Below are 26,607 nucleotides of genomic sequence, written 5' to 3' on the forward strand. Positions count from 1 at the left end.
AATTCATACGTTTTAGAAATTAAGATTGAGGCCAAAAGAGAATACCCGTTGCATGGGATGTACCAATCCAAGCCCCTCGGGATCGACATTCTTGCAAAGTTTGGTAATCTCAGCTATATTATCTCCACTAAAATAGAACCGCACCTGATCGATTTTAATCTTACGGGTAAGCGACTGTGGCAAAGTATATCCAAAGGTGATATTCTTGATTCTCATATAAGAGGCATCCTGTAAATATCGGGTTTGGGCAATACTCATATCACCTGCGACCTCGGCCGTATAGGATTTCAACCGGGGGAAATATCCGTCGGGATTCTCGGGAGTCCAGTGGTCAAGATTGTTGGTATATACATCTGACCACGGAGCTCGATAAATTCCAAAGAACGTAAACACATTGGGATACCAGTCCTTTTTCCCTACACCTTGCAACAAGATTCTAAGGTCAAAGCCATTCCATTCGGCGTTTATATCGGCACCATAGCAATAGCGATCGCTTGTGTTCCCGATAATCGAAAAATCACCATGGTCATCGATTGTCCATTTGCCTTTATTGACATATCCATCGCCATTCAAATCCTTGTATTTCAAATCGCCGGGAGCAAGAGGCCGGTCACCCGGATAGGCCGTAACCTCCCATTGGTCGGCATGATTCTTAATATCCTCCTCACTTTGGAAGAAACCTTCGGTCGTCAATCCCCATATATCACCGATACGCCATCCGGGATAATAATCGTCAAGCGTTCCGGTCTCATTGTTAAACTTGGTTATCACGGCATACGAATCGGAGATATTGAATTTAACCGAATATTTGAACGGTTTGGATGCCAACATAAAATGGTCTTGCCAACCAATCGAGATTTCCCATCCCTCGGTTTTCAGGTCGGCCGCATTCTGACGAGGCGACGCAACACCCAATACACCGGGAAGCGTTTTCCCTGGAGTGAGCATATCCTTGGTATTTCGACGATATACATCGCCACTGAATGTAAGTCTGTTTCTCAAGAAAGCCAGATCCAAACCGAAATCAATCGTATTTACTTTCTCCCACGTCAAGTCATCGGATATCAAATCGGGCGACCCCACTCCAATAGGCTTTTTCCCATTGAGCAAGTAGTTACACTCATAGAAGGTCATATTTGAAATATACTCATAATAGCCCACATTTTGATTACCCAGCCAACCATAAGAGGCCCTGAGTTTGGTCATATTCATCACCTCTTTTATTCCTTGATAGAAATTCTCGTTTGAGATTACCCACGCGGCCGAGAATGAAGGGAAAAATCCAAAGCGATGGTCCTTTTGGAATCGCGAAGTTCCATCGTAACGGCCGTTTGCTTCAAAAATATATTTATCGTCAAATATATAGTTCAACCGATAAAAGCCACTCCGCGTAGCCCAGCTGTAACGGGTATCGGTCAAAGTTTTATTATCGCCCGATGCCACACCAATACTGGGAGCCGAGTTACTGATAAGGCCATCTCGCTCACCGGTAAAGTATTGTGCGGTTTCGAGTTGCTGCTCAAAGCCAAGAGTTGCGCCTAACTCGTGTTTACCAAATTTCTTGTTGAAGTTGGTATATACATTAAAAAGGGTAAATCGGGAATTATCATGCTCGGTACGAGCGAAATCGCTCCATCCCAATTCCTTGGGTGCACTCTCGGGCCCATCTCTATACACGATATCTTTATCAGACTCCCAATAGTTCTTATGCTTGTTCCAAAATTTAACAGCAAGATCTCCTTTTACCGACCAAATGTTCTTAATAAGCTGGATATCAAACGAAATCTGAGTCTGAGCCAATAGCTCTTCATATTCGCTTTCGCCGCCCATTTCGGTACCGGCAATATACTTGGCTCCACTCTCGGTCCAACTTCCGTCGGGATTCTTGGGAATAGTCAAGGCATTGGCATTGTGTATCTCTTTGTACAACCAACCGCAATCGAGCGAAGAGGGTGCTTTATAGGTATAATAAGTCATCGATGTATTATTTGAAATCGAAAGCCAATCGGTCACCTGATAGCTGACATTACTCCTCAAGTTATAACGATTGTACTGATCGGTATTATACTTAAGCATACCGCTTTCGCCAAAATACTCTCCACCCAGATAATACGAGGTTTTCTCGGTAGCTCCCGACATACCGATGGAGTGTGAATGAGATAGCCCGGTATTATTATAGAGTTCGTGAAACCAGTCGGTAGCGCCCAAATAGGTATATCGGTTTGGATCAGTCGGGTCGATCATTACCGGCGACAACGAAGGATCGAGCGAACGTTGCTTGGCATACTCCAACTCCTCTTCGCTGTAAAGGTCGTACCACGGAGCTCCCATAATATCTTTATACGAAGCCTGTATATAGGGGTCTTTTACAACCTGTGGCATACGCCCCAGAGTACGCACGTTGACCGTGTTGTTGAACGTAAACCTTACCTTACCGTCTTTTCCTCCTTTTTTCGTCGTAACCAGAATTACACCGAATGCGGCCCTTGCTCCATAAATAGCAGCTGAAGAGGCATCCTTAAGTACCGATATACTCTCAATATCGGCACTGTTCATACGCGAGAAATCGGCCTCTTCGGTAGGGATTCCATCGACAAGAATCAATGGAGCTCCACCATTGGTTATAGTTGTGACGCCTCGAATATTGAAACTCGGAGTCTGATTTATCTGACCGCCATCCACACTAATATTCAGGTTGGGCACCAATCCTTGCAACATGGTTCCCACGTTATTGACCGAGCGGTTTTCAAGGACAGCTCCCGATACGGCCTCGACGGCTCCACTCAAATTTATCTTCTTTTGGGTTCCATATCCCACGACAACCACATCGTCCAGTTGTTGTGCACCATCGTCGAGAGTGATATCGAGACTGTTTTTATCGGCAATTGCCACATCCTTACTCTCCATACCCACATAGCGAATACTCAATACGGTACTTTCGTCATATTCGCCTTCGAGACTGAAATAGCCATTCAAGTCGGTCACTGTACCTTGTTGAGTCCCTTTTACCAGAATACTGGCACCCACCAATGGTTCGCCCGAATGATCCTTTATATACCCTGTCACTGTACGTTTGGATTTCTGCTCTCGCTTTTTATCCTCACGCGAAAGTACAATGTGATTTCCCTGCAATTGATAAACCACATTTTCACCTTGAAACAAGGCGTTCAATACAGTAGAAACGGGTTCCGACTTAACTTGTACCGTATATTTCTTCTGTGTATCGACTTGTGAGTTAATAATTACAAACAAATAATTGGTCTGCTTCTCAATATCGTTAAGAATAACCCGAAGGGGTGTATTGACATGATTCATGGTAACACGAGCATTTTGAGAATAAGCGTTGAAAGCAAAAATCTGCAATATGCCCACAAAAAATAAGGTACATGTGATTTTCATAATTCTTAATAATATTGAATTAGAGGAACGTTCATTCCTCAACATCAATTTCTTTTTCATACATTTGTGTGTTTTAAGATTAATACAATTCTTGTGTTAATTTTCCAAAGGGGAATATCGATTGTTTGGCGACGGTTCGATATTCCCTACTTTTTATCTGGGCTATGTCTTTCTCATGGTATTGTGTTGTGTTTTTAGTTAATATAAAAGGTTTGTGTTTCAAAATCGTGACTATATTCAAAATCTATATCTACCTGCAATACTTGTAATGCATAGTCCAGCCCATCTATACGCCGGAATTTTCCTAAACAGCGATTGTCCTTGATTTGCGGATTACGAATGATAATATGAACTCCATAAATCTTCTCAAACTCTTTCATAAGGTCATCAAAGCGAATATTGTTAAAGTCAATTATCCCGCTTGTCCAACTATAGCTACTCTCGTCATCAAGAGTCTCTCTCTTTAATTTTCCACCAACAAGAACGGCTTTTTCATTGGGGTTCAATACAAGTTTATCAGATGCCGTAGTCACCTCAACTTTCCCTTCAAGTAATGAAGTCTCAAACAGATCTTTATCGTTGTATGCCTCTACATTGAACTGGGTACCCAATACCTTCACCTGTCCTTTCGAAGTCTTAACTATAAAAGGGACATCGTTCTTTTGATGCGTTACCCGAAAGAATCCCTCTCCATCAATTTCCACCTCACGATTTTTCCCGGTAAAGGCTGTCGGATATTTGAATGTTGTTCCAGAGTTCAAATATACGTTTGTTCCATCCGACAGAGTCAGATTGATATATTGTCCAAGGGGGACATCCACTTGCATCATCGACGAAGCACGATCTACCCGATTCGAAACCAACCAGGTCAATAACACGGCACAGAGAAAAACCGCAGCATACTGCCCCCATCGAACAAAATAAGAACGCTTATACCATACCGGCTCTTTCTCCTTAGACAGGGCAAAAGACTCCCGCTCACCAGTCAATAAGATAGCCGTGTATAATTTACGTTCTTTCAACAGTTCTTTCATATTCTCGGGAGCTGCATCGGCCCACTGCCTAATATCCTTCCGTTCCGATTCTGAAGCGGTCCCATTGAAAAAACGATATAGCAAATCTCTATCCATAAATTTACCCTTTACGCATATATAACTAACGAGTATAAATGTACCCTAACGAAAAATCCAATTATTTTACAAAAAGAAGAAAAAAAAGAGGCAAATAATCTTTCAGGGCAACTCTCATCACCTTCAAAGCCCGACCTATATGAAACTCTACGGTTTTAATCGAAATATCCAACTGCTCGGCAATTTCACGATTGGTAAGATTTTCCATACGACTCAACAAAAATATTTCTTTCGTCTTATCGGGAAGCGACCGAATAGCCTCGTTTACCAACCGCCATACCTCCTCTGAAAATATCTCCTGGGGATTACATGCCTCCAAAGAGGCTATTTGAAAATCAAGTTCCCACTGGTATTGACTTTTCATCGAATCGATTATCTCCTGCTCTTTACGGAGGTGGGTCAAATAGGTCAAACATTTATTCTTAAGCGATACCAATATATAGGCCGGTATATTGGTGCCTTGAGGCAATCGGCTTCTGTTCTCCCAATAAGCAACGAATGAATCGGTCACAAAATCCTCGGCTATACTCTTATCTCCCACATAAGAAATAGCCATTCTTGTGAACGGTCCTCTATACTTCTGATAAACTTCGCTAAAGGATGCCAATGCTTCTGATTTATCTATATATTCCATCGATATCGCCAAACTATTTATGTCTTTAAATAAGCTGTGCCTCTATATTTCAAGCGTGCTAAAATAGTCTTTTATTCCTATAATAAAAAAAATGAATGTCCGCATGTTCCCAAATTAGCAAAGTTTAAACCGCCAAGATGTCCGATAGGCGTGTATTGGAACACTTTATGCTTGATGCGAGATGTATGGACAATAAAAACGTATATGATATGACCCTGCTTGATTTTTACCGTCAATACCCAGACGAGGCCTCCTGCGAGGCTGCATTGCGTAGTTTCCGTGAACACCACGGTCTGTTCTGCAGCCAGTGCGGCGGTTTGCGCCTGAGCTGGAATCCGAGCCATAAGTCCTGGACTTGCATGGATTGCAAACATGAGATGCAGCTTCGTTCGGGCACGGTCATGCAAGGCAGCCATCTTCCTGTGCGTGATTGGTTTGCGGCCATGTTCCTGCTGACGGCTACCAGGCGTGCCATATCGGCAAAGGAGATACAGCGCCAGCTCGGCCGCAAGCGTTACCAGCCCGTATGGGAAATGGTGCATAAGCTGCGCGATGTGATGGGCAGGCGCGACAGCCTTTACGCCCTTCATGGGGATATGGAAGTGGACGAGGGCTTCTTTTCCACCGAAACTCCTGAAGACCAGAAGGACTGTCCGCTGAAGCGAGGGCGTGGAAGCCAGCGCAAGACTTCCGTCCTTGTCATGGCCGAAAGCAGCCGGTCCGCTACGCCTCCTGCCAGAAAGTACAGTACGCCCAAAACTGTCGGGCATATAAAGATGCTGGTCATCGGCGATTTTAAGGCTTCCACCATCACGGGCAAGATAAAGACGGGGACGGACGGAAACGCCGATGTGACCACGGACGGGTTCAGCAGTTATGCCGCTCTTGAAAAGGACGGAGTGACAACCTCCCACCATGCCGTAGTTGCGGATGACAAAAAGAGTGTCGGGAAAGTTCTGCCTTGGGTGCACATTGCCATCAGCAATGCCAAAAGGAGCATACTGGACATGTACCATGACATAAAAGCAGAGTTCCTGCAACTCTACCTTAACGAGTTCTGTTATAAGTTCAACAGAAGGTATTTGGGCTTCAGACTCTTTGACAGGCTCGAACTTTGCGCATGTACGTATAGGGCGAACTTTAAACATCGAATTTATTGATTGGCAACTTGCGGACATTCATTTAAAAAAAATGTAGTGCAAGTTATCAAGAAAATCTTTCCTCTGCAAGGTATAATAAAGAATATAATAAAAATGTAATGTCTCCGATTTATAACAGGTAGCAGACTATTACACAAGCCCATATCAATTCCACGGAGGATTAAATGCGAGAGAGATAGCATCTGTTCTATCCGTTGTGCTACACCCCTTCTTCAAAGCTCGAAGGCCCTCTTCTCCAATATGAACCAGCACAAAAAAAAGCCGGCTTGCTGCATGCAAACCGGCTTCTCAAAGAGCGGCAAACGAGGCTCGAACTCGCGACCCTCAGCTTGGGAAGCTGATGCTCTACCAACTGAGCTACTACCGCATCTGTTTCTGTGGGGACAAATGTAGCTGTTTTTTTTCGACTTTACAAATTATTGCCGTACTTTTACCCTTAAATTGAGAAAAGAGTCATGGTAAAGATTGGTCTGTTATCCGATACCCACGCCTGGTGGGACGACCGTTACGCGAAATATTTTGCCGAGTGCGACGAGATTTGGCACGCGGGCGACATCGGCTCGGTCGAGCTGGCCGACCGCTTCGAGGCCATGAAACCCTTCCGGGCCGTCTATGGCAACATCGACGGCCACGAATTGCGCCTGCGCTACCCGCAACACCAGCGGTTTACCATCGAGGGGGTGGACGTGTGGATGACCCACATCGGCGGATACCCCGGCAAATATGCCCGCGAGGTGATACCCCAGATTTACATTCATCCGCCCAAACTCTTCATCTCGGGCCACTCGCACATCCTGAAGGTACTCTACGACAAAACCTTGAAATGCCTCCACATCAACCCCGGAGCCGCCGGCCTGTACGGATTCCACAAGAAACGCACCCTCGTGCGCTTCGTCATCGACGGGGCCGAAATCAAGGACCTCGAGGTCATCGAACTGGCCGACCGCCGACAGGGAGGCTAACACGGTCTGCGGCCGCTCGACAATCACTTTTCAATGGAATAACACCCGACCTATCAGATATTCAACTCCTGACGCACGGTCTCGATAAACTCCCAGAATACCGAGGCGAAGGGCTCGATGATGGAGCGCTTGGGGTCCTCGGCCGGAATGAGGGCGCGCAGACCTCCTTTGAAGCAGCGGATGTCGATGCGGGTACCCATCTCGACAGGCTCGCCGTCGAGGTGCATGGCCCCCGGTTTCTCGCGCTTGATGACGAGCGACTCGGTGGTAAAGCTCTTGATGTTGGCATCCTGATCGATATGCTTGGTGAAGAGCAACAGGGCCAACCCCGCCGTGTCGAAGGGGGTAAAGGGCATGAGCACCGTGACGTCTATTTTGCCGTCCTGCATGCTGGCATGGGGGGCGATATAGGCATTGTTGCCATATTGCGAGGCGTTGCCGCAGGCAATGAGGAAGGCCTTCTCGGTGACAGTACCGTCGGGCATCTCAATCTGGTAGGTCTCCGACTTGTACTTGAGGTACTCGGTGAGCGCCTTGGCCACATAGGCCAGCTTACCCCGGCGTTTTCCCTGCGCAAACTTGAGGCTCACCAGCGCATCGAACCCCACCCCGCAGGTGCAGAAGAAGGGGCGGCCGTTGGCCGTACAGTAGTCGAGGTCGGCAATCACGCCGTCGTTGACAATCTCGAGCGCCTTGCGGGCATCCATCGAGATGCCCAGGTGGCGGGCCAACCCGTTGCCCGAACCAACCGGCACGATGGCCAGCGCCGTGGGGGTGTTTATCAGTTCGCGGGCAATCTCGTTGCAGGTACCGTCGCCCCCGACCGAGAGCACCACATCTACCCCGTCGGCAACAGCCTGACGGGTCATCTCGGCCGCATGGCCGGCATATTGGGTGAAGCGGCACTCCACGCTGTATTTCGACGGGTCTATCACCTCGTCGATCAAGGCAGGCAATTCCTCTTTATCTTTGGTTCCCGAAATGGGATTTATGATGGCTAAGATTTTTTTCGGTGCAGACATAGCATCTTTTTTGTTTCGAAAATAGAGGTAAACCTCTCGTGTGGAGCCTCTTGCATCGATGTCGACACAGCCGCATCCAAGCGACCCGGCTCGACCGCGATTTACCGCAGCGGGGACAAAGGTAATAAATATTCCCAAATTCACACACTCCGGCCGCGGCTTCTGCATACAAGGCTGTTAAATAGCGTTTCACCATCACGACATTTCACAAACATCTTGCTACCTTTGCTGTTGTTATATATTATATGAAGAACAACTAATCCAGAGCCCTGTCTTATGAATGCTTTTCAAAATCCGCTCGTCCGCATCATCGCCTCTATTGCCGTGGGGTTGCTGTTGATATTCTATCCCAACGCCGCCCTGCCCACCATACTGTTCATTATCGGTATTCTTTTGGGGGTGCCCAGTCTCTACACCATTCTGTTCTATCTGCTGAGCGGCGACCACAAGAAGGATCTGCCGTTCCCGGTGATGTCGGCCATCCTGCTGCTGTTCGGGTGTTCGCTCATCCTGGTGCCCAGTTGGTACATCGGGGTGACCATCTACGTGCTGGGGGGTGCACTCATCTTAATCGGAGTTTACCAGTTGCTCTATCTGCTCACACTGAAGAAGACCATCAAGCGCAAGGCGGGGTGGCTCTCCTATCTGCTGCCGGTGATTGTTCTGCTTATCGGCATCGAGATTCTGGTCAATCCCTTCTCGGCGACCGAGCGCATCATTGTCGCCACCTTCGGTGCGGCCACACTGCTCTACGGCATCACCGACCTGATGTACTACATTCGCCTGCGGTAATCGGGTCGATTAAAAGTCGATGGAGAGACGCAGGTTTATCTGCCTGCGGGTAAGGTAGTTGGGCACGGCATACTGGGCATTGGTGATGTCGGTGACCCAATAGTAGGAGTTCACGTTGCTGATGTCGAAGAGGTTGAACACGTCGATACCAATCCACACGCTTTTCAGGTTGCGGAAGATACCCCGTTGCAGGAGTTTGTCTTCGCCCCCCACCAGCAGACGCGAAGCTCCGATGTCGATACGCTTGTAGGCCGGGGCCCTGAAGTAGCCCGCCTGACGTCCCTTGCGGGGCGAACCCACCGGCAGACCGTCGGCCAGGATAGCCCGCAGGCTGAATTTGTATTTGGGGAAGCGGGGCACATAGTCCTGGAAGTAGAGCCCCACGCTGTACCGCTGGTCGGTAGGTCGGGGCAACTTGATGCCGCCGATTTCCTCCTGCGTCTTCATCAGCGAGAAGGTGAGCCACGAGTCGACCCCGGGCACAAACTGCCCGAAGAGCTTCAGGTCGATACCGGCGGCGTAGCCCTTGGCCTCGTTCTGCCCGCTGTACCACACCCGCAGGTTGTCGATTTCGTAGGGAATGAGGTTATCGAGTTTCTTGTAGTAGAGTTCGGCCGTGAATTTGAACGGACGGTCCAACGCCCGGAACGAATAGTCGCCGCCGAGCACCACGTGTATCGAGCGTTGCGACTTGATGTTGCGGTTCAACTGCACCACGTAATTGTTGGAGGCATCGCACACCGTGTCGCGCAACTCCTTGTAGAAGGGGGCCTGGTAATAGAGACCGCCGGCCAGGCGGGCCGTAATCTGCTCGTTGGCGGCCGGGATGAAGGTAATCGAGGCCCGCGGACTCACCAGCGTCTCCTTGTTGAAGCCCCAGTACGAGGCCCGCACACCACCGGTGAAGATGAGCCGCCCCCACAAGGTGCGCATCCGATAGGTATCCTGCAGATAGGCCGAGAGGCGGTGGCTCTCCATGTCCTGCTTCGAAAAGAGGTTGTAAATCATCTCGACCGACTGCCCGGTATGCGGCAGCGAATAGCCGGCCGAGTCGCGCATCTCCCACTCGCGCACGCGGTCGTAAATCTGTTCGTACTGGTGGGTGAATCCCCACTTCAGCTCGTTCTGGCCCAACTTGGTAGCCCCTTTGATCGAGGTGGCAATCACCGAGGCCTTGAGGCGGTTGCGGGCATGCTCGTGATAGGTACCCACGCCCAGCGCGCCGGTATTCTCGCTGCCCTCGCCGTCGCCCGTATCGGCCAGCTCGTCGAGCCAGTATTGCCCCGAAATGTCGTAGGTCACCAGCTCGTTGGTGACAAAGGCCGAGGTCATCAAGGCCCACTGGGTATACTTGTCGGGGAAGAAGTTCAGCGACAGAGCCCCGAAATAGGTCTCGAACTTGTCGCGCTCCCCGCCGTCGAAATAGACCTTGAACTGCTTGGCATTGGTAGCCGTACCGAACGAGGTATTGCGCTCGTGGGGAGTGAACTTGTAGTCGTTGATGGCAATGTTGCCCAGAAACGAAGCCTCCCACTTGGGGGCGAACTTATAGGTGAGATAGGTTTGATAATCGAAGAACGACGGTTCATACTCGCCCTTGGTATCGAGCGAGCTCAACAGGGTGGAGTTGGTCTTGTAGCGGATGCCGTGCAGTTGCGAGAACTTCTTGGTACTCTGCCCAATCGAGGCGGTGGCCCCCAGAAAGCTGGCCGACACCGACCCCTCGAAAGCCTCGGGGTGCTTGTAGATAATATCGAGCACCGACGACATCTTGTCGCCATACTCGGCCGAGAAACCGCCCGACGAAAAGCCTACGGCCCCCACCATATCGGGGTTGATGATACTCAACCCTTCCTGCTGTCCCGACCGCACCGTGAGCGGACGATACACCTCGATACCGTTGATGTAGACGATATTCTCGTCGAAGTTACCGCCCCGCACCGAGTATTGCGAACTCAACTCGTTGCTCGAGTTGACCCCGGCAAAGGTGGTGAGCATCGCCTCGATACTGCCGCCCGAGGCATCGGGCATCAGCTTGAGGTCCTTCGTGTCGATAGTCTGCAGCGTACTGGTCTGCCGGCGGTGAGTCGCCACCACCACCTCGCTCAGCATCTTCGAGTTTTTGTTCAGCCGCACCGACAGCGAGACGTCTTTCGTGAGGTTGAGCAGCTGCCGCTGCTCCTCGCGGTAACCCAAGCAGGAGTAGATGACCACAATCGAGTCGCCCGCCGGTATGGAGAGCTGATACTCGCCCTTGAGGTCGGTCATCGTGCCCATGGTGGTACCCGCCACACGCACCGTAGCCAGTTCGATAGGCTGGTTGTCGCTGTCGTAGACCCGGCCCGTGAGTTTCACACGCCCTTGCGCCGCCAGCTCGAGCACCGCACCTATCGCGACAAAAAGGAGTAATATCTTGTATTTCATCGGGATTCTATACACAACGTGCCCCGTTTGTCGAGAGGCACATTTAATAAACGCAAAAAAGCGTCGTTCAGTATGCGGCCCGCCGAAAAGTAGCGAAAAAAGTTTTCGCAAATTCCCCGCGTAAGCATTAGGTTTTGTATCTTTGCTACTGGAAGAGATGCAGGCTCGTGTCCCCGCTCGTCTGTACGCCACACAGCCGGGGCCGAACGTCACCTCCTCCAATTCATGAAATACAAACCGTAAAAACATTACCCTTATGAATAATCTGCACGATCTGTTGATGCACCGCCGTAGCATCCGCAAGTATACCGACCAACCGCTGTCGCCCGACTCGGTGAAGCTGATTCTCGAGGCCGGGCTGCTCGCCCCCTCGTCGAAACGCTGTACCCCTTGGGAGTTTATCGCCGTCGAAGACAAAGAGGTGCTGGCCCGCCTGGCTGCCTGCAAGACGGCCGGAGCCAAGCCTGTCGAAGGGGCTGCCCTGGCTATCGTCGTGACGGCCGACATGACCCTTACCGATACCTGGGTCGAGGATGCCTCGATTGCCGCCATACTCATGCAACTGCAAGCGGCCGACCTGGGGCTGGGCAGCTGCTGGATTCAGGTGCGCAACCGATTCGGGGCCGACGACGAACCGGCCGAAGACATCGTGCGCAGCATACTGGGCATACCCGAAACGATGGGTGTGCTCTGCATCCTCTCCATCGGTCACAAGGACGAGGAGCGCAAACCCTTCGACGAAGAGAAGATGATGTGGGAAAAGGTGCATATAGGCAAATGGGAATGAACGAGGCAGCGATGAAGATAATCCTGATCGGTGCCGGCAACCTGGCTACGAGGCTGGCACTGGTGTTGCGGGAGAAGGGTCTCGCCCCGGCGTGGGTATATAGCCGCACCGAAGAGTCGGCCCGGCGGTTGGGCGAACAGTTGCCCCACTGCCGCTACACGACCGACCTCAACAGTCTGCCTGCCGACGGCGACCTCTATATTTTCGCCGTGAAGGACTCGGTACTGCCCGACCTGCTTGCCCGTATGCCGGCCAACAACGGGCTGTGGGTACACACGGCCGGCAGTGTGGACTGCGAAATATTCCGCCCCTACTCGACCCGCTACGGAGTCTTCTACCCCATGCAGACCTTCAGCAAGGAGCGCGAGGTGGCATTCGACAACATTCCCCTCTTCATCGAGGCCAACAGCGAAGCCGATGCCGACCTGCTGTACCACCTGGCCGCCCGGCTCTCGGGCCGCGTCTACCGGGCCGACTCGGAGCAACGCAAGTATCTGCACCTGGCTGCCGTCTTTGCCTGCAACTTCACCAACCACCTCTATGTGCTGTGCGACCGCATCCTGCAGGAACACGGACTGCCTTTCGAGGCGATGCTGCCCCTCATCCGAGAAACGGCCGACAAGGTGGCCGACATATCGCCCTTCGATGCCCAGACGGGCCCGGCCATCCGATACGACCGCAACATCATCGCCAAACAGGAGGCGCTGCTCTCCGACCCCACGATGCGCGAGATTTACAGTCTGATGAGCCGCAGCATTCACGAAATCCATAACCCCGATAAAACCAAACAACCATGAGCCGAACCGATTTCGACCTGACAAAAATAAAAGCCTTTGCCTTCGACGTGGACGGCGTGCTGTCGTCCGACTCCATACCCCTGCACCCCTCGGGCGAACCCATGCGGGTCATCAACATCAAAGACGGATATGCCTTGCAACTGGCGGCCAAACTGGGATACCCCGTGGCCATCATCACCGGCGGACGCACTGAGGCGGTGCGCAAACGCTTCGAGGGGCTGGGCCTCTCGCACGTCTACATGGGCGTGGCCGTGAAAATCAAGATATTCGAACAGTGGCTCGCCGAGTGCGGCCTGCAAGCGAGTGAAGTGATGTACATGGGCGACGATATTCCCGACTACGAGGTGATGCGTGTGGCCGGTCTGCCCGCCTGCCCGGCCGATGCGGCTCCCGAAATCAAACAGATTGCCCGCTACGTTTCGCCCCTCTGCGGCGGGATGGGTTGCGGCCGCGACATCATCGAACAGGTGCTGCGCGCCCAAGGCAAATGGATGGCCGACGAAAAGGCATTCGGCTGGTAAACCTCAGAAAAAAAACGATTGACTATGTTATCGAATCTCCAGAAATACGAAATACTGCTGGCGAGCAACTCGCCACGTCGCCGCGAGCTCCTGGCCGGGCTCGACATCGAATACCGCGTAACGGCTCTGCCCGAGGTGGACGAGTCGTACCCCGCTACCCTCTCGGGTGAAGAGATTCCGCTCTACATCTCGCAGGAGAAGGCGGCCGCCTATCGCAGCCAGATGAAAGAAAACACGCTGCTCATCACGGCCGATACCATCGTCTGGCTCGACGGCCGGGTCTATGGCAAGCCGCACGACCTGGCCGATGCCAAAGCCATGCTGCGGGCCCTCTCGGGTAAGACGCACACCGTCATCACCGGGGTTACGCTCACCTCGATGCAGAAGCAAATCTCCTTTGCCGTATCGACCGAGGTCGATTTCGCCCCCCTCTCCGACGACGAAATAGACTACTACGTCGACCGCTACCGCCCGCTCGACAAGGCTGGCGCCTACGGCGTGCAGGAGTGGATTGGCTACATCGGTGTGACCGGGTTGCACGGCAGCTACTACAACGTAATGGGGCTGCCTATCCAGCGGCTCTACACCGAGTTGAAGAGATTCTAAGAGTCATCCCACAAAAATACCAAACGGCTCTCTTCTGGACCCCGCATCGAGGTGCGGGGTGACACACACGTCATTCCGCGCCCCGACGCGGAATCCAGAAAATACCCGGGCAGGAATACCGGCAAGAGATACTCTCCTCATCGAAAAAGAAAGGGCGCACGGTTCGTGCGCCCTCTCCATACTCCAAAAAGCTGGCCCCCACATCATTTATAAGGCGATACCCAGAACCAAGCCTCGTTCGAGGTGCTGAGCGAGTTGTCATAGGGTTCGCCCTCGGGCGAGAGGGTGACGTAGCGCGGCATCACTTTTCCCTCGATACGGGTCTCGTTGTCGAAACCGCTAATATCGGAACATTGCAGATAATAGAGGTTCTTGCTCATGTAGTAGTTCAGGTAGTAATCGGTCGTGCAAGCCACTTGATGATTCCAGTTGGCATCCTCGTTCACCGTGACGAACTGGCCCGTTTTCAACCGGTCGCGCACCTCCGAGAGGCCGAGCAGATTGCCCTCCTCGTCCATCACATAGGCGCCCCAGGTGGGGTCTACCCACACCCACTTGTCGAGGGTGCAGGAGTAGACGGCGTTGATGACGTGGCAGTCGTTGATATAGCTCTTGGGCAGGCAGGTGACATAGCGCGACTTGAAGCCCATGGCCAGATAGCACTCATTGAGCATCTGCGCCATCATGCGGCAGTTGACACCCCGGTCTTCGCGCTTGCAGATTTCGTAGATGGCAATGGCATTCTTCACCTTGGGATTGTATGACGACCCGTCGTGACGGATGGTGTTGTGTACCCACAACAGCAAGTTCTTGATTTTCGAGATTTCGTCGCCCGCACCCGCAATGCTGTCGAGGTTGAAGTAGCGGCGCACCCGCACCAGGTTGCTGTCGTTGGGCGCCATATAGGTAAAGGCCGGCAGCGAGTCGGTAGAGGCGGTGTTGTCATAGCCGGGCGACTTGCGGAGTATGTAGTTGAAATCGCCCACCTCGCGCAACTGGGCCAGGAGCCGCTGAAAACGCTTGTCGCCCCGGATATTGTCCAGGTCGGTATCCTGCCGGGCATGGGCATAGTCGTAGTAACCATGCCGGATAGCCTGCTCGAAGGCATCGATAGCCGCCCGCTTGCGCCTCTTGAGCGAGAGGCAGCAGGCCAGGTTGTAATAGGCCTCGGTGAAACACCACGAACTCTGGTCGATTACCGAGTCGGGCAACGACTTGCAACGGTCGAAAAACTGCCGGTAGGTCTTCTCGATCAGATTGTAGTTCTTCCAACTTTTCTGTATCACCGGCTGCACCTGGCTCTCGTAATACACCTGCACGCTATCGGCATTCCATTCTCTCTCGGCAGCCCAACTCCCGAAACAGAGGGGCAAAAGCACCAGCCACAAAAATCGTTTCATAGACTCGTATGTTTGTTCGTATATAGATGAGACGCAAATATATCGTATTTGTTACAACTTTTTCTCGTTTTTTTTAGACAAATAGCGTTTATCCTACTGGTCCCCGCATCGCCGTACGGGGCGATACCACAATAGAAGAGAGGCGCGACACGGGTCTCTCTCCCCACGACACACCTCTCGTCATCTTTCACACTTGCCCGGTCGTTATCGTTTCACACCTTTGACGACAATCACCTCGCGATTGCCCAACACCCGGAAGAAGTAAGTTCCCGGGGCCCAGTCCGAAGCGTCGACGGTCACCTGCCGCTCCTCGCCGCTCAGGTCGCGACGATAGAGTTCGCGCCCCTGCTCGTCGCACACCGTCAACCGGCGTGTCCCCTCGGGCAGTTGCACGGTTACCTCGCGGTCGAATACCGAGGGCGAGAGGGTCATCGGCGCAGCGACAACCGACTCGACGGCACTGACTCCGGTTACATTCTGGGTCACCTGTATCTCGTAGGTCGAGATGCTGTCGTTGATGGTAAGGGTAGCCACCCGCTCGTCGATGCCGTCGGGCAGACGGTCGTACGAGACAAGCAGCGTGTCGAGGGTAAGCCCGTTGGGCTGACCTACCACGCGGCACCAGTCGGCACTGCTCTCGATAGGGGTCTCATAGCCGTAAATCGAGAAGAAGGGATACTTACTCGTACCGGCCTCTTTGCCTACCACCAGCGGACCGCGGTCGGTCGGGATGGGCGACATCACCGAGTGCACGATCGAGGGCATAATCAGATAAGAGGTGTGGTTGGCTCCGGCGGGGAAATAGGTGCTCACATCGACCCACTGGTCATCTTTATACATATAGGCCGTGTTGCCGTGGTCGCGGAAATCGGCCATGGCAAACGACACGTCTACACTGTCGTTCTTCTCGGGGATACCATCGACCACGATAAAGAACTCGTCGTCGATGACCTTGGGGTTGAACTCAAAGGCAGTGCCTACCATCGTACTGCCCGAAGGGGTATCGAGCTCGAACACACGCCACCAGGTGGAGTCGAGTTTCTTGCCCGGCAGACCGTTTTCGCTGGTATAGAGGTGCACGCCCACGTCGGCAATCTGGTCGGTGAGGCTCGTAGCCGAAGCGGTAACAAAATAGACATAGGCCCCAAATACCAAAATGGGACGCGAGGGTTTGGAGAACTTCTCGGCGTAGGCCGTAATGCCTATGGTATTGGTACCGGGGAAGGTACCCCAGTCTTCCATGTCGAAGGTGGTCGGCTGGTCGCCCGGCTCGAAGTTGGTAATGAGTCCGCTGTACTCGACCGATACATCGGTGGCATCTTCCGACTCACCGTGCTCGTTGGCCACCTGCAGATTCACCGATTGCTGGTGCAGGAAGTTATAGGCCACCACGGGATTCTCTTCGTTCGAGGTTACCTGGGCATACGACTCGGGGCTCACACCGCCGAAGGTCCACTGCCACGAAGTGGGATACCCCGTCGAGTTGTCGTGATACTGCACACCCACCAGCGGGGCCACCATGGGCAGACGCGTCTCGCTGTACCGGAAGGTGGCAGGCGGCAGAATGTGAGCTACAGGAGCCACACCGGTCACCTTGACAAAGGCGGTGCGGGTCTTGGTATCGCTGCCGTCGGCATTGCTCACCGTCAAGGTCACGTCATACACGCCGTCGCGGGTATAGTATACCCGGGGATTCTGCTCGGTCGAGGTCTCCGGCGTGCCACCGGGGAACGACCACTGCCAGGCCGTGGGGTCGCCGGTCGACATGTCGGCAAAGGCAATCTCCTCGCCGGTAGCCACCTCTACCTGGTCAACGGCTTCTACACCCGTTATCTGCAACCCGTCGATGGTGAAGTCGCCCACATAGCCGCCCACGTTCATATCGTCGTCAGAGCCTGCGGTGTAGGTGAAGCGTATCTGCACCTGTTGGCCGGCATACTTCTCGAGCGATACGGCAAACTCGTGCCAGCGCCAGGGTTTCTCGCCGTTCTCGTCGCCACTGTTCCACAGCAGTTCCGAGGTGGCAAAGGCATCGGTCGATACCGAGATATGCAAGCGGCAATAGTTATCCATATTCTGGCTGAAGCCCACATAACCCTTCAGCATGGCGTTGGCCGGCACATCGAGTTGCGGACTGGTAGCCGTGGCAATGCCTCGTTTAAATATTTGATCCGGGCCCTTGATAAAGAGCGACTGCGTGTCGTCGGGGTCGATGGCCGAGAAGGCCTTGTCGCCGGTCGTGCTTTTCAACTCCCAGACAATGTCTTCGGCATCGGTCAGAGTCCAGCCCTCTGCTCCGTCGTCAAAGTCTTCCTCCCACACCGTCACGGCGCTACCTGTACTCTGGCAACTGAAGTCGGCCGTCACACTGGCCGAGGTCGAACGGAACAGCTGTTTCTTCATCGATTGTTTCCCGGCAAACGAAATGTGCGGTGCCTCTTCGGTCGGGGCTACCCGATCGTGCACCCGTTCGTTGGCCCATTGCTGCGCTCCCACCGGGCAAACGGCCCAGAGCGCAGTAGTCAAGATCAGGTTTACAATAACGCTTTTCATACACTTACACGATTAAAAAATTATTGGATGAATTTGATTCGTTGCAAAATCTCCCACCCGCTATCCAGCAGGCCGTATGGCATAATATGTAGATGAAGTTTTTTCATAGCTATTCTATATATTTCTAATATCGGCAGGACTACAAAACTCAAAGGTAGTAAAAATTTACAATTTGAAAATATTATTGACGATATTTTTTAAATTAGAAAATAAAATAGGATTACATTCTAAAAAATATAATAGATTTTGCATCTTATTCTGGCAATTTGTTCTCTGCCCTGCAACTCGCTCCATAAGCTCCTGCACTCCATACTCTACCCGCTTGCACCGGGTGCATACATTTACTACCTTTGTCGCTCGAAAATATCGCCCACTGTGAACCTCTATATCTTCAACCCCGAGAACGACCTGGCCCTGGCCTTCGGCGGCATCAACTACACGCCGCCCCCTGCCGCCCAACGCATCGCGCGCGAGCTGGCCCTGCTGCCGCTGTGGTATGCCCGCGAGGGGGAGGAGACGACGATATGCTCTGCCGAGCCGGCGCCCGACGACTTCCGCCGCAGCCTCGAGCCGCTGGGGCTCGCGGTCTCGACCGTCGCGTTCAAGCAAATCGGCGAACTGCCCTTCGACCGCATCGAGGTGTGGGGGTGGAACCTCGCCCTGGCTCACCGCCTGCATCAGGCCGGCGTGGACAATCGGCTGCTCCCCTCGCCCGAACAGTGCAACCACTTGCGCCGCCTGGCCCATCGCCGCCTGGCTACCGAGGCGGGCCGATACCTCGCCTCGCACATCGACTACCCCATGCCCCCGCTGCCGGTCGAGCTGCATACACCCGACGAGGTGCAGGCCTTTACCGAGCAGAGCGACCGCAAGGTACTCAAGGCGCCCTGGTCGGGCAGCGGACGCGGCCTCTACTGGAACCTCTACGGCTACGATACCTCGCTGGCACAATGGAGCAACGGCGTGTTGCAAAAGCAGGGAGTACTGATGGGCGAACCCTTTTACGAGAAAGAGCGTGACTGGGCCATGGAGTTTTACAGCGACGGCACCCGCGTGACCTTTGCCGGATACTCGTCGTTCCTTACCGACAACCACGGAGCCTACAAGGAGAACCGGCTCACCACCGATCACCGCCTGCACGAAGAGCTCTGTGCGGCCGTCGGCCCCCACATCGTCACGGCCGTGCGCGAGGCCCTTGCCAGCTTCTTCACCGAACGCGTTGCCCCGGTCTATACCGGCTACCTCGGGGTCGACATGATGACCTACCTCGCCCCCGACGGCACAACCCGACTGCACCCCTTCGTCGAAATAAACCTGCGCATGAATATGGGCGTGGTGGCCCGCCGCATCGCCGACCGCTTCGTGGCTCCGGGCTGCGAGGGGCACTACCGCATCGACTATTTCCCCCGGCCCGGCACCCTCTATCGCGACCACCTGGAGCGCCTCCACCAACACCCCGCCCGGATTGTCGACGGCCGCTTCGCCGGCGGATACTTTGCCCTTACCCCGGTTCTACCCGACAGCCAATACCGCGCCTGCATCGAATTTGATGCCCGATGAATAATACCCGCAAAACTACCAGCAAAAAGGATTTTACCCAGCTACACATCTCTGGACCCCGCATCACAGTGCGGGGTGACACCCTCGTCATACCGCGCCACGACGCGGTATCCAGGAATACCCACAAAACTACCGGCGATAGACAATCTACCGGGCTACACATCACGAGACCCAGCTACACAAATTTAAGACATAAACAATTGTATATAAACTGATTACATATCGAGAAAAGGGTTCGAACAGGTACAAAAAAAATTGATTGTCTCACGACAACCAATCTTTGTTAACCTTAATCTTAATCTAATACTATGAAAAACACAGTGCAAATATAGGCACTTTCTGTTATACAACATAATTTTCAAGCATATTTCATACCGATTTAATATTATTTAAGTATCGACAAACCAACCGCCGATGCGGCAAACCATTTTTACTCCATGCAGTAAGAGGCAAACGTCAGGCGGTTTGCACGGTGTGGCGATATGTCGTATCTTTGCAGCCATGAAAGAATCACAGTCACTCATCGAAAAGGCGTGCCGCAACCTGAACATCGATTCGCTGAACGGCATGCAGAAACAAATGCTCGAGACGGCGCAACGCCCCAACGACATCATCCTGCTATCGCCCACCGGGTCGGGCAAGACACTGGCCTTCCTGCTGCCGGTGCTGCTGCGTATCGACCCGCGGGCTGCCGGTGTACAGGCGCTGGTGCTGGTGCCTTCGCGCGAACTGGCGCTGCAAATCGAGAGCGTGCTGCGCAAGATTGCCGCAGGCATCAAAATCGTATGTTGCTACGGAGGCCACTCGGTGCGCGAGGAGAGCAAGTCGCTCGAGGTGGCTCCGGCCCTCGTGGTGGGTACTCCGGGCCGCATTGCCGACCACCTGCGCCGCGGACGCCTGTCGCTCGACACCCTCGACACGCTGGTACTCGACGAGTTTGACAAATGCCTTGCCCTGGGTTTCCACGACGAGATGAAAGAGATTATCGCCCCACTCGAGGGGGTGAAGAAAAAGATTCTCACCTCGGCCACCGACAGCGAATCGCTGCCGGCATTCACCGCCCTGCGCCGCCCGGTGAAGCTCGACTTTCTGGGCTCGAAACGGAGCGAGGAGAGCACGAACGAGCGGCTGACACTCTACCGCATCGACTCGCCCGTGAAGGACAAACTCGACACGCTGCTGCTCCTGCTGCGCAACCTGAAGCCGGGGCTTACGCTCGTCTTCTGCAACCAGCGCGAGAGCGTGGAGCGGGTGCAGCAATTCCTCACCGACCGGGGTATCATTGCCGAATCGTTTCACGGCGGCATGGAGCAGGCCGACCGCGAACGGGCCCTCTGTAAATTCCGCAACCACAGCAGCTACATCTGCATCTCGACCGACCTGGCCGCCCGCGGCCTCGACATCCCCGAGGTGAAATATATCATCCATTATCACCTGCCTGTCGACCTCGAGAGCTTCACCCACCGCAACGGCCGCACCGCCCGCATGCACGCCGAGGGCGAGGCCTTCCTGATTGTGGGCCCCACCGAGCAACTGCCCGAGTATGCCGCCCAGGCAACCGACTTCAGACTGGACCCCAAAGCCAACTGGCTGCAAACACCACCGATGGCCACCCTGCACTTTGCCGCCGGCAAGAGGGAGAAGATAAGCAAGGGCGACATCGTGGGATTCCTTACCCAGAAGGGCGGACTGGCGGCCGACGAAATCGGTCTCATCGAGGTAAAGGACCATTACAGCTACGCCGCCGTGGTGCGCACCAAGGCACACGAAACGCTGCGCCGCCTTCGCGACGAAAAGATAAAAGGCAAAAAGGTAAAGATTTCGTTCAGCTACTGATGGCTCCACGCCCCTCTGTCACCCCGCACCCCGATGCGGGGTCCAGTCGAGTACAAGCAAAAGGGAATGTATTTTGCAGATATTTACCCCAGCCAGTATTCTTGGATACCGCGTCGCAGCGCGGTATGACGTGCGTGTCACCCCGCACTCCGATGCGGGGTCCGGCAAAGTGCCTCTTGAGGGTATTCTCCTTTGCACGTATTCCTGAATACCGCGTCGCAGCGCGGTATGACGTGCGTGTCACCCCGCACTCCAATGCGGGGTCCAGAGACAATCTTCAGCAGGTATTTCCTATCCTCCTCTATTTACCGCCCTCGACCATCTGCTCGAAAGCCTTCCACAACCTGTCGTCGGGCACGGGAGCCGTTACGCTGATGAGCTGCTTCGACACGGGGTGGATAAACTCGACATGGCGGGCATGGAGCGAGATGCCGCCGTCGGGATTGGAGCGTTCGGCCCCATACTTCAAATCGCCCTTGATAGGCGACCCCATCTTGGCCAGCTGGCAGCGTATCTGGTGGTGACGCCCCGTTTTTAAATTCACCTCGAGCAACGTATAGCGGTCGCTGTGAGCCAACACACGATAGTCGAGCACCGCCCGTTTGGCCCCCGGCCGCTCCCGGTCATAGGCCACCGACTTGTTGCTCTTCTCGTTGCGCACCAGGTAGTGCACCAGTTCGCCGCTCTCCTGCTCGGGGGCATGCTTCACGATAGCCCAATACTGCTTTTTCACCTCGCCGTTGCGGAACATCTCGTTCAACCGGGCCAGTGCCTTGCTCGTTTTGGCAAAGACCACCACACCGCTCACGGGGCGGTCGAGGCGATGGGTTACCCCCACGAAGACATTACCCGGCTTGTTGTACTTCTCCTTGAGCCAAGCCTTCAGCATCTCGCTCAACGGCGTGTCACCCGTCTTGTCGCCCTGCACGATTTCGGAGCAGGTCTTGTTGACGATAATCACATGATTGTCTTCGTAAAGTACCTCCATAGTTATCCCGATTTGTTTTCGGCACAAAGATAGTGCAAACCGGGCGGACCGGCAAGAAATTGCTTCCGAGAAGCCCGCCCGGAGAGAACGAAACAAAATCATTACAACATAAAGATTTACAACATGTTGCCATATTCCTCCTAAAAAAAGTTTCGTTTCCAAACCGTTTTTTGTAACGAAACTCGAAGTTTTTACGTCTATATGAGAAAAGACGATACAGAATGAAACAGACGATCCCGGCCACCCTGCTTGCGGTGGCTCTCTCTACCTTGTGCGCACACGGTGCCACCCCCGAAACTTCGACTCATGCAGACGATTCCATCGCCGTAGTCTATGCCGATACCACCGGCCTGAATGTCGACTCTATCGAAAGTTCGCTCAAGCAGGTCGACCTCGACGAGGTGACTGTCGAGGCTTCGTCGTGGGTGCAGAAGGCCGACCGCAACCTGTTATTTCCCAACGCCCAGCAGATAAAGCAATCGCGCAACGGCTTGCAGTTGCTCCAGAAGTTGCAGATTCCCGGCGTCATCATAAACCCTTCGGACCAAAGCATTGCCCTGGCCGACAAGAGTGAGGTGAGCCTGCGCATCAACGGCCGCCCCGCCGACAACAAGGAGATTCAGGCCCTCGAGCCCGAGCAGATTGTACGCGTCGAGTACATCGACAATCCCGGCGTGCGCTACGGCGAGGTGGGTGCCGTAATCGATTTCATCGTCAAGAACCCCACCTCGGGCGGCAGCTTCATGGGCGACATCAGCCAAAGCGTCAACCGGGGATTCGGCGAATACTGGCTCGCAGCCAAGGTGAACAGCGGCAAGTCTGAGTTCTCCTACTCGGGTTGGTGCTCGCCCCGTTGGAATATAGAGATGCTGCGCGACAATACCGAACACTACGAACTGCCCGACGGCACCCGCTATACCCGCACCGAGGAGAGTCTCGACGGGAACAAATTCGAACAGTGGACCAACGGCCATTCGCTCAACTACAACTACCTCGACCCTCAAAAGCAGATGTTCAACGCCTCGCTCAACTTCTATTATGGTCACCAAGAGAACCTTTACCGAGGTATCCTCACCGACCATTCGCCCGGCGGCACGACCAGCCTCATGCTCGACGACTCGAAAACGCATCGTATCAGGCCCTCGCTTAACCTCTACTATCAATACAACTTCGACAAAGACCAGCTGCTCATGGCCAACGTCGTGGCCAGCTACGAGCGACCCAACAGCCACCGCATCTATACCGAGGATGAACTCATCTATACCGACAACGGCTTTACCACCGGCTCGTCGCTGGTCGACATCGACAACCTCATCAAGAGCCGCACCTACTCGATACTGGGCGAAGTCGACTATGAAAAGAGGTGGAAAAACAGCCGCGTGACGGCCGGTATCCGCCACACGCAGTCGTGGATTACCAACGACTACGTGGCGCAGGGCGTCGACGACCACATGAACCAGGGCAACAGCTACATCTTCGGTGAATACTGGATGCGGCTGGGAAAACATTTCGACTTCTCGGCCGGCGTCGGTTACAGCCTCTACTCCTATGTACCACGCGACCGGGAGTCGCACCTCTACTCCATCTGGCGGCCCCGCATCTCGGCCCGATACACCATCGACGACCACTCGTCGCTGCGGTTCAACTTCGTGCGCATGGGCAGCGTCATCAGCCTCGATATGCTCAGCCCCGTGGTGCAGGATGTCGACGGCATACAGCAATCGACCGGCAACCCCGACGTCAAGCCCTACGCCACCTACAAGTACGACCTGCAATACCAGTACAACCGCGGCATCTTCTATGGCAAACTGGGAGCCTTCTATACCCATGCCCCGGGAGCCATCATGCCCGAAAAAGTGTGGGTGGGCGACAAAATTCTCACCCGCTACAACAACCAGCGAAATGCCGAAGAGCTGCGTTTCTACCTCGATACCCGGGTAACGGCCATCCCCAACTGGCTCACCCTCAGTGTCGGACCCGCCTGGCACCGCTACTGGATGCGGGGCAACAACTACACCCACGTCTACAACAACTTCTATTGCTACGCCACCTTCGAGCTGTCGCACTGGGGATTCTCGCTCGAGGGTATGCTCCAGACCAACTTCAACCGGTTCTGGGGCGAAACACTCAATGGCGGGGAGAATGTACACACCCTCAAACTCACCTACAACTACAAGGACTGGAATTTCGGGGTGATGGTGTTCGACCCCTTCGTCAACGACTACAAAGTGAAAAGCGAGAACTGGAACCGCTACGCCGGATACCAACAGACAATGACCTCGAACATGGTCAAACAGATGGTTGTCGTCAGCGTGAGCTGGAACCTCAACTGGGGCCGCCGATACGAGGCTGGCGAGCAGCGCATCAACAACGCGATAGGCGACGGTGGTGTCAATGCCGCCGGCAAATAACCCCTGTCCGTCGGGCCGGCCCCTCCCCCCCCGCGGCCAACAGGTTCCCGGCCTGGCATCCAACAGAAACAAAACGGGGCCGTATCGTTTGCGCGATACAGCCCCGTTCTTTATGCAGGTTTCTGAATTACATGTTCATACCACCGCAGCAGTGGATAACCTGACCCGTTACATACGACGACAGGTCAGATGCGAGGAACGTAGCCACGTTGGCCACATCTTCGGGCGTTCCGCCACGACGCAGAGGAATCTGTTTGGCCCATTCGGCTTTCACCTCGTCGGAGAGAGCGGCCGTCATGTCGGTGATGATGAAGCCCGGAGCGATAGCGTTGGCACGTACACCACGCGAGCCCAGCTCTTTGGCAATCGACTTGGCCAAACCAATCATACCGGCCTTCGATGCCGAGTAGTTGCACTGTCCGGCGTTACCCGATACACCTACCACCGAAGCCATGTTGATGATGCTTCCGCCCTTCTGTTTCATCATGATGGGCGTAACGGCGTGGATGAAGTTGAAAGCCGACTTGAGGTTTACGTTGATAACCATATCCCATTGTTGCTCGGTCATACGCATCATCAGACCGTCGCGAGTGATACCGGCATTGTTTACCAGGATGTCGATACGGCCGAAGTCCTTCACGATTTCGGCAACCACGCTGTGAGCCTCCTCGAAGTTGGCGGCATTCGAAGCATACCCTTTGGCACGTACACCCAGAGCGGCAATCTCTTGCTCGGTAGCTTTTCCGTTCTCGTCGATGGCGAGGTCGGTAAATGCAATATCAGCTCCTTCCGAAGCGAATTTCAGGGCGATAGCTTTTCCTATACCCCGTGCTGCACCAGTAATGACAGCAACTTTTCCTTCCAGTAATTTCATAATTTTCTTGTTTATATGCAGGGCCGCAAGTCGCCTCGCCGCCCTCGGTTAATAAAATTATCGTTTTATCCCGTACAAGATGAAATCCAGGATGTAATCCTTCAGCCGCGACCGCTCGATGCCCGACTCGGCAAAGTTGTCGCGAATGTAGGGCACATCGAGCCCCCGCAACGCATAGTGCAGCACCGAGGCGGTAGCCGTCACATTGGGGATATGAAACACCCCCTGCTCTACCCCTTCGGTGAGGATGCTCCGCAAGAGCGCCTCCTCGCGGATGTCGATGCTGCGCCGGGCCTTCTCCACCTTCCAGATGTCGCGGAAGAACTCGGCCCGCAGCGTACCGTTGCGCACCACCGCCTCCTTGACCGCCTCCAGCCGGGTGTTGATGTAGTGGAGCAACTTCTCCTCGGGCGGCAAGTCGCGGTTGGCAAGCCCCTCGAGCCGAGCATACAGGTGCTCCGACTCGGCCTCGACCACGGCCCAATAGATTTCGTTCTTGTTTTTGAAATAGGTATAGATCGTGCGACGCCCTTTCCCCGACGCTTCGGCTATATCGTTCATCGTCGTAGCTGCCACCCCTTTGCGGGCAAACAACTGGCGAGCCACATCGATAAGCAATTCACGCGTACGAACCATAAACCTGTCTCTTTTTTTTCAGTTGCACAATCGTGCAAAACGTGTGCGAAATTACATATTTTTATTATTAAAAACCAAAGTATGCACTTCGTTTTTCAAACCGCACGAAGTGCTA

Annotated in this window: 20 protein-coding genes and 1 tRNA gene; 10 read left to right on the forward strand and 11 right to left on the reverse strand. The window is 53.8% G+C overall.

The window, feature by feature from the left end; all coding sequences use genetic code 11:
* Nucleotides 1-12: 12 nt before the first annotated feature.
* The 3 genes from Q1K76_RS08205 to Q1K76_RS08215 all read right to left on the reverse strand — a co-directional run bounded on the left by Q1K76_RS08205 (nucleotide 13) and on the right by Q1K76_RS08215 (nucleotide 5,163).
* On the reverse strand, nucleotides 13-3,459 hold the full coding sequence (locus tag Q1K76_RS08205; RefSeq protein ID WP_300132457.1) for a TonB-dependent receptor: 3,447 nt from the start codon (nucleotides 3,457-3,459) through the stop codon (nucleotides 13-15).
* A gap of 134 nt (nucleotides 3,460-3,593) precedes the next feature.
* Nucleotides 3,594-4,529, reverse strand: a complete 936-nt coding sequence (locus Q1K76_RS08210; RefSeq protein WP_300132460.1) for a FecR family protein — start codon at nucleotides 4,527-4,529, stop codon at nucleotides 3,594-3,596.
* 61 nt (nucleotides 4,530-4,590) lie between these two features.
* The gene (locus tag Q1K76_RS08215; RefSeq protein WP_087424730.1) at nucleotides 4,591-5,163 is read right to left on the reverse strand and encodes an RNA polymerase sigma-70 factor; all 573 of its coding nucleotides are present in this window, start codon (nucleotides 5,161-5,163) and stop codon (nucleotides 4,591-4,593) included.
* 209 nt (nucleotides 5,164-5,372) lie between these two features.
* Here Q1K76_RS08215 and Q1K76_RS08220 point away from each other — a divergent pair, with 209 nt between their 5' ends.
* On the forward strand, nucleotides 5,373-6,323 hold the full coding sequence (locus Q1K76_RS08220; RefSeq protein WP_300132463.1) for an IS1595 family transposase: 951 nt from the start codon (nucleotides 5,373-5,375) through the stop codon (nucleotides 6,321-6,323).
* Nucleotides 6,324-6,617: 294 nt separating this feature from the next.
* Here Q1K76_RS08220 and Q1K76_RS08225 read toward each other — a convergent pair.
* A tRNA-Gly gene (locus Q1K76_RS08225) sits at nucleotides 6,618-6,690 on the reverse strand.
* Between the two features lie 88 nt (nucleotides 6,691-6,778).
* On the opposite strand from Q1K76_RS08225, the gene Q1K76_RS08230 reads away from it, so the two are divergent.
* The gene (locus tag Q1K76_RS08230) at nucleotides 6,779-7,285 is read left to right on the forward strand and encodes a metallophosphoesterase family protein (RefSeq protein WP_300132466.1); all 507 of its coding nucleotides are present in this window, start codon (nucleotides 6,779-6,781) and stop codon (nucleotides 7,283-7,285) included.
* 53 nt (nucleotides 7,286-7,338) lie between these two features.
* Here the strand turns inward: Q1K76_RS08230 and Q1K76_RS08235 are convergent, their stop codons facing one another.
* Nucleotides 7,339-8,307 (reverse strand): diacylglycerol kinase family protein, encoded by a 969-nt coding sequence (locus tag Q1K76_RS08235; RefSeq protein WP_258327661.1) that lies wholly within the window; start codon nucleotides 8,305-8,307, stop codon nucleotides 7,339-7,341.
* A gap of 276 nt (nucleotides 8,308-8,583) precedes the next feature.
* Between Q1K76_RS08235 and Q1K76_RS08240 the strand changes: the two genes are divergently transcribed.
* Entirely contained in the window at nucleotides 8,584-9,099 is a 516-nt protein-coding gene (locus Q1K76_RS08240) for a DUF308 domain-containing protein (RefSeq protein ID WP_298663482.1), read from the forward strand.
* Nucleotides 9,100-9,108: 9 nt separating this feature from the next.
* On the opposite strand, the gene Q1K76_RS08245 is transcribed toward Q1K76_RS08240, so the two are convergent.
* Nucleotides 9,109-11,523, reverse strand: coding sequence for a TonB-dependent receptor (locus tag Q1K76_RS08245; protein WP_087408450.1), 2,415 nt, complete (start codon nucleotides 11,521-11,523; stop codon nucleotides 9,109-9,111).
* 256 nt (nucleotides 11,524-11,779) lie between these two features.
* Here Q1K76_RS08245 and Q1K76_RS08250 point away from each other — a divergent pair, with 256 nt between their 5' ends.
* From Q1K76_RS08250 to Q1K76_RS08265, 4 genes are read left to right on the forward strand one after another with little or no spacing between them, the layout of a single operon-like run.
* Complete coding sequence (locus tag Q1K76_RS08250; protein ID WP_087408449.1) at nucleotides 11,780-12,310, forward strand: nitroreductase family protein; 531 nt, start codon at nucleotides 11,780-11,782, stop codon at nucleotides 12,308-12,310.
* Between the two features lie 11 nt (nucleotides 12,311-12,321).
* Complete coding sequence (locus Q1K76_RS08255) at nucleotides 12,322-13,107, forward strand: Rossmann-like and DUF2520 domain-containing protein (RefSeq protein ID WP_300132472.1); 786 nt, start codon at nucleotides 12,322-12,324, stop codon at nucleotides 13,105-13,107.
* On the forward strand, nucleotides 13,104-13,628 hold the full coding sequence (locus Q1K76_RS08260; protein ID WP_300132475.1) for an HAD family hydrolase: 525 nt from the start codon (nucleotides 13,104-13,106) through the stop codon (nucleotides 13,626-13,628). Before Q1K76_RS08255 ends, Q1K76_RS08260 begins: the two co-directional genes overlap by 4 nt.
* Nucleotides 13,629-13,652: 24 nt before the next feature.
* Entirely contained in the window at nucleotides 13,653-14,234 is a 582-nt protein-coding gene (locus Q1K76_RS08265) for a Maf-like protein (RefSeq protein WP_300132478.1), read from the forward strand.
* 203 nt (nucleotides 14,235-14,437) lie between these two features.
* On the opposite strand, the gene Q1K76_RS08270 is transcribed toward Q1K76_RS08265, so the two are convergent.
* Nucleotides 14,438-15,634, reverse strand: coding sequence for a transglutaminase-like domain-containing protein (locus tag Q1K76_RS08270; RefSeq protein WP_300132481.1), 1,197 nt, complete (start codon nucleotides 15,632-15,634; stop codon nucleotides 14,438-14,440).
* 204 nt (nucleotides 15,635-15,838) lie between these two features.
* Nucleotides 15,839-18,187: a PKD domain-containing protein gene (locus tag Q1K76_RS08275; RefSeq protein ID WP_300132484.1), complete on the reverse strand. Its 2,349-nt coding sequence runs from the start codon at nucleotides 18,185-18,187 to the stop codon at nucleotides 15,839-15,841.
* 375 nt (nucleotides 18,188-18,562) lie between these two features.
* On the opposite strand from Q1K76_RS08275, the gene Q1K76_RS08280 reads away from it, so the two are divergent.
* Together Q1K76_RS08280 and Q1K76_RS08285 are read left to right on the forward strand one after the other, a co-directional pair.
* The gene (locus Q1K76_RS08280; RefSeq protein WP_300132487.1) at nucleotides 18,563-19,747 is read left to right on the forward strand and encodes a hypothetical protein; all 1,185 of its coding nucleotides are present in this window, start codon (nucleotides 18,563-18,565) and stop codon (nucleotides 19,745-19,747) included.
* Between the two features lie 501 nt (nucleotides 19,748-20,248).
* Nucleotides 20,249-21,583, forward strand: coding sequence for a DEAD/DEAH box helicase (locus tag Q1K76_RS08285; protein ID WP_300132489.1), 1,335 nt, complete (start codon nucleotides 20,249-20,251; stop codon nucleotides 21,581-21,583).
* Nucleotides 21,584-21,884: 301 nt separating this feature from the next.
* On the opposite strand, the gene Q1K76_RS08290 is transcribed toward Q1K76_RS08285, so the two are convergent.
* Nucleotides 21,885-22,571 (reverse strand): RluA family pseudouridine synthase, encoded by a 687-nt coding sequence (locus Q1K76_RS08290; protein WP_300132492.1) that lies wholly within the window; start codon nucleotides 22,569-22,571, stop codon nucleotides 21,885-21,887.
* A gap of 221 nt (nucleotides 22,572-22,792) precedes the next feature.
* Here Q1K76_RS08290 and Q1K76_RS08295 point away from each other — a divergent pair, with 221 nt between their 5' ends.
* Nucleotides 22,793-24,982, forward strand: coding sequence for a TonB-dependent siderophore receptor (locus Q1K76_RS08295; protein WP_300132495.1), 2,190 nt, complete (start codon nucleotides 22,793-22,795; stop codon nucleotides 24,980-24,982).
* Nucleotides 24,983-25,109: 127 nt separating this feature from the next.
* On the opposite strand, the gene fabG is transcribed toward Q1K76_RS08295, so the two are convergent.
* Nucleotides 25,110-25,856: a 3-oxoacyl-[acyl-carrier-protein] reductase gene (fabG, locus tag Q1K76_RS08300; protein WP_087408439.1), complete on the reverse strand. Its 747-nt coding sequence runs from the start codon at nucleotides 25,854-25,856 to the stop codon at nucleotides 25,110-25,112.
* A gap of 57 nt (nucleotides 25,857-25,913) precedes the next feature.
* On the reverse strand, nucleotides 25,914-26,492 hold the full coding sequence (locus tag Q1K76_RS08305) for a TetR family transcriptional regulator (protein WP_087408438.1): 579 nt from the start codon (nucleotides 26,490-26,492) through the stop codon (nucleotides 25,914-25,916).
* Nucleotides 26,493-26,607 lie beyond the last annotated feature (115 nt).

The organism is uncultured Barnesiella sp. (assembly GCF_946496565.1).
Taxonomy (GTDB): Bacteria; Bacteroidota; Bacteroidia; order Bacteroidales; family Barnesiellaceae; genus Barnesiella; species Barnesiella merdigallinarum.